This window comes from Streptococcus sp. k-378 (assembly GCF_013277505.1).
In the GTDB taxonomy this organism is placed as follows: Bacteria; Bacillota; Bacilli; order Lactobacillales; family Streptococcaceae; genus Streptococcus; species Streptococcus pseudopneumoniae.
In genome coordinates this window covers 22,739-31,771 of record NZ_VMNC01000013.1, presented here as the reverse complement: position 1 = coordinate 31,771, position 9,033 = coordinate 22,739, and the positions used below count along the sequence as shown (strand labels likewise).

The 9,033-nt window shown below is 39.7% G+C and carries 9 protein-coding genes; all 9 read left to right on the top strand.

What is annotated here, in order from left to right; genetic code table 11:
- Positions 1–392: 392 nt before the first annotated feature.
- The 9 genes from rpmB (at position 393) to HT719_RS01985 (ending at position 9,021) form a co-directional block, all read left to right on the top strand.
- On the top strand, positions 393–581 hold the full coding sequence (gene rpmB / locus HT719_RS02025; protein WP_001140948.1) for a 50S ribosomal protein L28: 189 nt from the start codon (positions 393–395) through the stop codon (positions 579–581).
- A gap of 154 nt (positions 582–735) precedes the next feature.
- Positions 736–1,101, top strand: a complete 366-nt coding sequence (locus HT719_RS02020) for an Asp23/Gls24 family envelope stress response protein (protein ID WP_000216436.1) — start codon at positions 736–738, stop codon at positions 1,099–1,101.
- Between the two features lie 2 nt (positions 1,102–1,103).
- Complete coding sequence (locus HT719_RS02015; RefSeq protein WP_172928071.1) at positions 1,104–2,771, top strand: DAK2 domain-containing protein; 1,668 nt, start codon at positions 1,104–1,106, stop codon at positions 2,769–2,771.
- 205 nt (positions 2,772–2,976) lie between these two features.
- The gene (locus HT719_RS02010; protein ID WP_000411733.1) at positions 2,977–4,677 is read left to right on the top strand and encodes an acetolactate synthase large subunit; all 1,701 of its coding nucleotides are present in this window, start codon (positions 2,977–2,979) and stop codon (positions 4,675–4,677) included.
- The gene (gene ilvN, locus HT719_RS02005) at positions 4,670–5,146 is read left to right on the top strand and encodes an acetolactate synthase small subunit (RefSeq protein WP_001253803.1); all 477 of its coding nucleotides are present in this window, start codon (positions 4,670–4,672) and stop codon (positions 5,144–5,146) included. The genes HT719_RS02010 and ilvN overlap by 8 nt, the downstream gene beginning before the upstream one ends.
- Positions 5,147–5,211: 65 nt before the next feature.
- Positions 5,212–6,234: a ketol-acid reductoisomerase gene (gene ilvC / locus HT719_RS02000; RefSeq protein WP_000290683.1), complete on the top strand. Its 1,023-nt coding sequence runs from the start codon at positions 5,212–5,214 to the stop codon at positions 6,232–6,234.
- An 84-nt stretch (positions 6,235–6,318) separates the two neighbouring features.
- Entirely contained in the window at positions 6,319–6,675 is a 357-nt protein-coding gene (locus HT719_RS01995) for a hypothetical protein (RefSeq protein ID WP_001027903.1), read from the top strand.
- 50 nt (positions 6,676–6,725) lie between these two features.
- Entirely contained in the window at positions 6,726–7,976 is a 1,251-nt protein-coding gene (ilvA, locus tag HT719_RS01990) for a threonine ammonia-lyase IlvA (RefSeq protein ID WP_000952969.1), read from the top strand.
- An 829-nt stretch (positions 7,977–8,805) separates the two neighbouring features.
- Positions 8,806–9,021 carry a hypothetical protein gene (locus HT719_RS01985; RefSeq protein WP_001130036.1) on the top strand — a complete coding sequence of 72 codons (216 nt, stop codon included), beginning with the start codon at positions 8,806–8,808 and terminating at the stop codon, positions 9,019–9,021.
- Positions 9,022–9,033 lie beyond the last annotated feature (12 nt).

Genomic DNA, 9,033 nt, shown 5'->3' with positions numbered 1-9,033 from the left:
CATCTCTGTGCCTTTCTTGTGTTTGTGATTGAACAACAAGTATAACACAGAGGTGTTTTCTTATGCCTAGAAGAGCTTTCATTTGACAAGAGGAACCCTTGAAGCAGTTTTGTCAGCTAAACCAAGGCTAATCTTAGCCTTGGCTTGTCAGCCTAACAGCATCAAGCCTCTTATCAAATGAAATCGAGGGCTAGCTATAAGCTAGTTGAACCATCTAATTTTTAGGAGGGCTGGGTGGCTAACTTCATTATAGAACTTTCATATCACATTCGAATCACAATAAATAAAAAAATCTTCCAATTCCCTTGCAAAAATGAAGAAAGTGTGATAACATAGTACCGTATGTAGTGCTAGCACATCCGCTATATTAGATTTAATAGGAGGAAAACACAATGGCTAAAGTATGTTACTTTACAGGTCGTAAGACTGTATCAGGAAACAACCGTTCACACGCGATGAACCAAACAAAACGTGCCGTAAAACCAAACCTTCAAAAAGTTACTGTTCTTATCGATGGTAAACCTAAAAAAGTTTGGGCTTCAGCTCGCGCTTTGAAATCAGGTAAAGTTGAACGCGTTTAATAATAAAAGCAAGGAGACCTCAGGGTCTTTTTCTTTTGACATAGTGAAAAAATCATTTTAAAAGCAGAGTAAATATCCGCTGATACAGTATTCTGCTTTTACACTTGGGCTGAAATATGATAAAATAGAGTATCAACTAGTTGAGGTAAAAAGGATGACTGTAAAAATTAATACAAAAGATGGTCAAATCGAACTAACAGATGAAGTGATTGCAACCGTCGTAGGTGGAGCAGCAACTGAAATTTTTGGTGTGGTCGGTATGGCTAGTAAAAATGCCCTCAAAGATAATTTCCAAGCCCTTCTAGGTAAGGAAAATTATTCCAAAGGTGTCGTCGTAAAGGCAGCCGAAGATGGAAGCATTGCAGTTGATGTGTATACCGTGTTAAGCTACGGAACAAAGATTAGTGAAGTGTCAAAAAACATTCAAGAGCGTGTTGCCTTTAGCTTGGAAAACCAGCTTGGAATTACTGCTCAGACTGTAAATGTCTACATTCAAAATATCAAAGTTGTAGGAGAATAACCGTGTCAAAAATTACTACTAGCTTATTTCAAGAAATGGTGCAGGCTGCATCAACTCGCTTGAATAAGCAAGCTGAATATGTCAATTCATTAAACGTCTTCCCTGTTCCAGATGGAGATACTGGAACAAACATGGGGATGACCATCGAAAATGGAGCTAAAGAAGTTGCAGACAAGCCAGCTTCTACAGTTGGAGAGGTAGCGAGCATTCTTGCTAAAGGGCTTTTGATGGGTGCGCGTGGGAACTCAGGAGTTATTATGTCTCAGCTTTTCCGTGGATTTTCACAAGCCATCAAGGATAAAGACGAGTTAACAGGTCAAGACTTGGCCCTTGCCTTCCAATCAGGTGTTGAAGTTGCCTATAAGGCAGTGATGAAACCAGTTGAAGGAACGATTTTGACAGTTTCTCGTGGGGCTGCTATCGGTGCTAAGAAAAAAGCTGAGCAAACAGATGATGCTGTTGAAGCCATGCGCGCAGCCTTGGAAGGTGCTAAAACAGCTCTAACTAAAACGCCAGACATGCTTCCAGTATTGAAGGAAGTTGGCGTTGTGGACTCAGGTGGTCAAGGATTGGTCTTTATCTACGAAGGTTTCCTTTCTGCCCTTACTGGTGAATATATTGCATCTGAGGACTTTGTAGCGACTCCTGCCAATATGAGTGAAATGATCAATGCAGAGCACCACAAGTCTGTGGCTGGTCATGTGGCGACTGAGGATATCAACTTTGGTTACTGTACTGAAATCATGGTAGCTCTTAAGCAAGGTCCAACCTATGCCAAAGATTTTGACTACGATGAATTCCGTAACTACTTGAATGAACTTGGAGATTCTCTCCTCGTTGTCAATGATGATGAAATCGTCAAAGTCCATGTCCATACAGAAGATCCAGGACTTGTCATGCAAGAAGGTCTAAAATATGGTAGCTTGGTCAAGGTAAAAGTTGACAATATGCGTAACCAACACGAAGCACAGATTGAGAAAGAAACTGCCCAAGTTAGCAAGCCAGCTGAAGAAAAAGAGTATGCTTTGATTGCTGTGGTGGCTGGTAAAGGTCTAGCAGATATCTTCCGTTCTCAAGGTGTGGATTATGTTATCGAAGGCGGTCAAACCATGAACCCTTCAACAGAAGACTTTATCAAGGCTGTTGAACAGGTCAATGCCCGTAACATCATCTTCCTGCCAAATAACAAGAATATCTTCATGGCAGCTCAATCTGCGGCAGAAGTTTTGGAGCAACCAGCAGTAGTGGTAGAGGCTCGCACTCTTCCTCAAGGTTTGACAAGTCTTCTTGCCTTTGATTCAAGCAAGTCCATTGAAGAAAACCAAGAGCGTATGACAGCTGCTCTTAGCGATGTCGTTAGCGGAAGCGTCACAACAGCCGTGCGTGATACAACGATCGATGGTTTAGAAATCCATGAAAACGATAATCTAGGTATGGTGGATGGGAAAATCCTCGTGTCAAACCCTGACATGCACCAAACCTTGGCAGAAACTTTGAAACATATGTTGGATGAAGACAGTGAAATCGTAACCTTCTATGTCGGTGAAGACGGAAGCGAAGAACTTGCCAATGAAATCGCTCAAGAAATCGCAGAAGAATTTGAGGATCTTGAAGTTGAAATCCACCAAGGTCAACAACCTGTTTACCCCTATCTATTTAGTGTGGAATAAGAGCCGATTAATGAAGGACTGAGAAATCAGTTCTTTTTTCTTTTTTAGTAAATGAAAACGGTATCTTTTTAATAAAAACAAAAATAACATTCATAAATAAACGTTAAAATAGAAAATTCAGAAAATTTCTTCTTTTCTCTTGAAAATTTTTAAAAAAATGGTATGATAGTAACAAGTTATTTTTAAGAGGAAAGAAAGGGGAACAATGGAGAAAATCAGTTTAGAATCTCCTAAGACGGGTTCGGACCTAGTTTTGGAAACACTTCGTGATTTAGGAATTGATACCATCTTTGGTTATCCTGGTGGTGCAGTCTTGCCTTTTTATGATGCGATATATAATTTTAAAGGTATTCACCACATTCTAGGACGCCATGAGCAAGGTTGTCTGCATGAAGCTGAAGGTTATGCTAAATCAACTGGAAAGTTGGGTGTTGCCGTCGTTACTAGCGGACCGGGAGCAACAAATGCCATTACAGGGATTGCGGATGCCATGAGCGATAGTGTTCCCCTTTTGGTCTTTACAGGTCAGGTAGGGCGAGCAGGGATTGGGAAGGATGCCTTTCAGGAGGCAGACATCGTGGGAATTACCATGCCAATCACTAAGTACAATTACCAAGTTCGTGAGACAGCTGATATTCCGCGTATCATCACGGAAGCTGTCCATATCGCGACTACAGGCCGTCCAGGGCCAGTCGTCATTGACCTACCTAAAGACGTATCTGCTTTAGAAACAGACTTCATTTATTCACCAGAAGTGAACCTACCAAGCTATCAGCCGACTCTTGAACCAAATGATATGCAAATCAAGAAAATCTTGAAGCAATTGTCCAAGGCTAAAAAGCCAGTCTTGTTAGCTGGTGGTGGAATTAGTTATGCTGAGGCTGCGGCAGAATTAAATGAATTTGCAGAACGCTATCAAATTCCAGTCGTAACAACTCTCTTAGGTCAAGGAACAATTGCAACGACTCACCCACTCTTCCTTGGAATGGGGGGGATGCACGGTTCTTTCGCAGCGAATATTGCAATGACAGAGACGGACTTTATGATTAGTATTGGCTCTCGTTTTGATGACCGTTTGACAGGAAATCCAAAGACTTTTGCTAAGAATTCTAAGGTTGCCCATATTGATATTGACCCAGCCGAGATTGGCAAGATTATCAGTGCAGATATTCCTGTAGTTGGAGATGCTAAGAAAGCCTTGCAAATGTTGCTAGCAGAACCGACAGTTCATAACAATACTGAGAAATGGATTGAGAAAGTTACTAAAGACAAGAACCGTGTTCGTTCTTATGATAAGAAAGAGCGTGTGGTTCAACCGCAAGCAGTTATTGAACGCATTGGTGAATTGACGAATGGAGATGCCATTGTGGTAACAGATGTTGGTCAACACCAAATGTGGACAGCCCAGTATTATCCCTACCAAAATGAACGTCAGTTAGTGACTTCAGGTGGTTTAGGAACCATGGGATTCGGAATTCCAGCAGCAATCGGGGCTAAAATTGCTAACCCAGATAAGGAAGTAGTCTTGTTTGTTGGGGATGGTGGTTTCCAAATGACCAACCAGGAGTTGGCTATTTTGAATATTTACAAGGTGCCAATCAAGGTGGTTATGCTGAACAATCATTCACTTGGAATGGTTCGCCAGTGGCAGGAATCCTTCTATGAAGGAAGAACATCAGAGTCGGTCTTTGATACCCTTCCTGATTTCCAATTGATGGCGCAGGCTTATGGTATTAAAAACTATAAGTTTGACAATCCTGAGACCTTGGCTCAAGACCTTGAAGTCATCACTGAGCATGTTCCTATGCTAATTGAGGTAGATATTTCTCGTAAGGAACAGGTGTTACCAATGGTACCGGCTGGTAAGAGTAATCATGAGATGTTGGGGGTGAAGTTCCATGCGTAGAATGTTAACAGCAAAACTACAAAATCGTTCAGGAGTCCTCAATCGCTTTACAGGTGTCTTATCTCGTCGTCAGGTTAATATTGAAAGCATCTCTGTTGGAGCAACAGAAGATCCGAATGTATCGCGTATCACCATTATTATTGATGTTGCTTCTCATGATGAAGTGGAGCAAATTATCAAGCAACTCAATCGTCAGATTGATGTGATTCGCATTCGTGATATTACAGACAAGCCTCATTTGGAGCGCGAGGTGATTTTGGTTAAGATGTCAGCGCCAGCTGAGAAGCGAGCTGAGATTCTAGCGATTATTCAACCTTTCCGTGCAACAGTGGTAGACGTAGCGCCAAGCTCGATTACCATTCAGATGACAGGAAATGCTGAAAAGAGTGAAGCTCTATTACGAGTCATTCGACCATACGGTATTCGCAATATTGCTCGAACGGGTGCAACTGGATTTACCCGTGACTAAAAATCCAACTTAAATTTGTTAAACCAGCCTAAAAGGCAATAAATGATAGAAAAGAGAGAAAAACTATGGCAGTTCAAATGGAATACGAAAAAGATGTTAAAGTAGCAGCACTTGACGGTAAAAAAATCGCCGTTATCGGTTATGGTTCACAAGGACATGCGCATGCTCAAAACTTGCGTGACTCAGGTCGCGATGTCATCATCGGTGTACGTCCAGGTAAATCTTTTGACAAAGCAAAAGAAGATGGATTTGACACTTACACAGTAGCAGAAGCAACTAAATTGGCTGATGTTATCATGATTTTGGCACCAGACGAAATCCAACAAGAATTGTACGAAGCAGAAATCGCTCCAAACTTGGAAGCTGGGAATGCAGTTGGATTTGCTCATGGTTTCAACATTCACTTCGAATTTATCAAAGTTCCTGCGGATGTAGATGTCTTTATGTGTGCTCCTAAAGGACCAGGGCACTTGGTACGCCGTACTTACGAAGAAGGATTTGGTGTACCAGCTCTTTACGCAGTATACCAAGATGCAACAGGAAATGCGAAAAACATTGCTATGGACTGGTGTAAAGGTGTTGGAGCAGCTCGTGTAGGTCTTCTTGAAACAACATACAAAGAAGAAACTGAAGAAGATTTGTTTGGTGAACAAGCTGTACTTTGTGGTGGTTTGACTGCCCTTATCGAAGCAGGTTTCGAAGTCTTGACAGAAGCAGGTTACGCTCCAGAATTGGCTTACTTTGAAGTTCTTCACGAAATGAAATTGATCGTTGACTTGATCTATGAAGGTGGATTCAAGAAAATGCGTCAATCTATTTCAAACACTGCTGAATACGGTGACTATGTATCAGGTCCACGTGTGATTACTGAGCAAGTTAAAGAAAACATGAAAGCTGTCTTGGCAGACATCCAAAATGGTAAATTTGCAAATGACTTTGTAAATGACTATAAAGCTGGACGTCCAAAATTGACTGCTTACCGTGAACAAGCAGCTAACCTTGAAATTGAAAAAGTTGGTGCAGAATTGCGTAAAGCAATGCCTTTCGTTGGTAAAAACGACGATGATGCATTCAAAATCTATAACTAATTAGAAAGCAAAGAATTTTGCTTAAAATAGTAGCTTCAGCTATTCGTGGGATATTAGATATACTTATTTAGGGGTTGAAATCATATGAATATTACCAATTTGTTTTCTATCAAGACAGGATGTGATGAAACTGATAGGCAACTGCAAAAATTATTTTTTCAGTTGGATTTACAATTGGGAGAATTGACAGATCAACTAAGAAAATTAGATTCTAATTTTGTTTCTCGTAGTCAATTTGTAGACACGCTGGATTTGAATGATGTAGAATATAAAGAAGTTTTAAACTATTTTATCTTCCATCGTAATGATAGTGAAGAAAGTTTGGCAGAATGGTTATATGATTGGATTTCCACAAATCGTTATGAACTTCCTAAAGAGTTTTCAATTCGTATGGCTCATAAATATCATGAAAGTGTTGCTGAAGTTTTTGGAGATGAATAACTAAAAAAACAGTCATTAGTGACTGTTTTTTATAGAAAAAGAGGTTTTATATGTTAAGTTCAAAAGATATTATCAAGGCTCATAAGGTCTTGAATGGTGTGGTTGTGAATACCCCACTGGATTACGACCATTATTTATCGGAGAAGTATGGTGCTAAGATTTATTTGAAAAAAGAAAATGCCCAGCGTGTTCGTTCCTTTAAAATTCGTGGTGCCTATTATGCTATTTCTCAGCTCAGCAAGGAAGAACGTGAGCGTGGGGTAGTCTGTGCTTCTGCGGGAAATCATGCGCAGGGAGTTGCCTATACTTGTAATGAGATGAAAATTCCTGCTACTATTTTTATGCCCATTACCACTCCGCAACAAAAGATTGGTCAGGTTCGCTTTTTTGGTGGGGATTTTGTAACCATTAAACTAGTTGGAGATACCTTTGATGCCTCAGCCAAAGCAGCTCAAGAATTTACAGTCTCTGAAAATCGTACCTTTATTGCTCCCTTTGATGATACTCATGTCCAAGCGGGTCAAGGAACAGTTGCTTATGAGATTTTAGAAGAAGCTCGAAAAGAATCGATTGACTTTGATGCTGTCTTGGTCCCTGTTGGTGGTGGCGGTCTCATTGCCGGGGTTTCTACCTATATCAAGGAAACAAGTCCAGAAATTGAAGTCATTGGGGTAGAGGCTAATGGAGCGCGTTCCATGAAAGCTGCTTTTGAAGCTGGTGGACCTGTTAAACTCAAAGAAATTGACAAATTTGCGGATGGGATTGCTGTGCAAAAGGTAGGACAGTTGACCTATGAAGCAACGCGTCAACATGTTCAAACTTTGGTAGGTGTCGATGAGGGATTGATTTCTGAAACTTTGATTGACCTCTACTCTAAGCAAGGGATTGTTGCAGAACCTGCTGGAGCAGCTAGTATCGCCTCTTTAGAGGTTTTAGCTGAATATATCAAGGGGAAAACCATTTGTTGTATCATTTCTGGAGGGAATAATGATATCAACCGTATGCCAGAAATGGAAGAGCGTGCCTTGATTTATGATGGGATCAAACATTACTTTGTGGTCAATTTCCCACAGCGTCCAGGAGCTTTGCGTGAGTTTGTAAATGATATCTTGGGGCCAAATGATGATATCACCCGTTTTGAGTATATCAAGCGAGCTAGTAAGGGAACAGGTCCAGTATTGATTGGGATCGCTTTGGCAGATAAGCATGATTATGCAGGCTTAATTCGTCGAATGGAAGGTTTTGATCCAGCTTATATTAACTTAAATGGGAATGAAACGCTCTATAATATGCTTGTCTGAGGACTAATAAAAAAATATCATATTATTTGCACAACTAATGTATAGGTGTTATAATGATAGTGAAGAAAGGGGGCGATTCCTATGGTTTTAGGAAGCTTATCGTGCTATTTCTACTACAACTCACTATAACACCTATTATTTTCGATTCTGTTTATATTAAGGCGGCAGAATTACTTACTATATATAAGGAAATTTTTTGAAATCCCCAATTGTATATATCCCTAATTTGAGATTTCTCTAAATATAATAGGAATCAAAAAAATAATCAATGTTTGTGAGATGACTGCTAGGTGAGTTGGTCGAAAAAACTCGTGAGATAGACAATAGTGCTAGACATGCAATAGCTAGTGATACTGATTTTAAATGACTAGCTGGAAAGTGGGTATGTAATCAGAAGATGCAAGATTGTACAAAGTAAGTAGTACCGGTTGTGAAATGGATAAGATATAGATAAGGACAGGAAAGGAACCAAAGAAGGAGAAAGAAAACGGAATGATTTAGAGATAGTGAGGAGTGAAAGACTATCTTTAGTGGGCTTGTTGATTTAAAAGGAATAGATAGAATGAAATAGTAAATCCTGTCTATCCTATTGAGAAACTGGTATTCAGCATACGTGAATATTTTTACAAATTTAAAGTTTAATAATGCAATTGTTTTTTAGGAGCATACTGATGGGTTATAGTAAGCGGAAAACTATATATTATCGGCTTTAAAAAGGAAGTAAGAAGATTCTGGGTCATTTATTTTATTGAATATATGTTTTTTTATTGACAAAAGTAGTAAAAACGTATACAATTAAGTATTGTAAAGAAGAAAATAGGAGAAAAACATGGCTAAGTCAAACTTTGAAAAAGTAGAATCAGTTGTTGGCTGGGTTCGTGATAAGAAAATCACAGGCTACCGTATCTCTAAGGAAACGAATGCGCGTGAAATGTCTATCATTGCTCTGGCGCAGGGTCGTGCAAAAGTAAAAAATATTTCATTTGAAACAGCCCTAGGCCTAATTGATTTCTATGAAAAAAATCATGAAAAATTTGAAGATTAATCTTTGGATAAC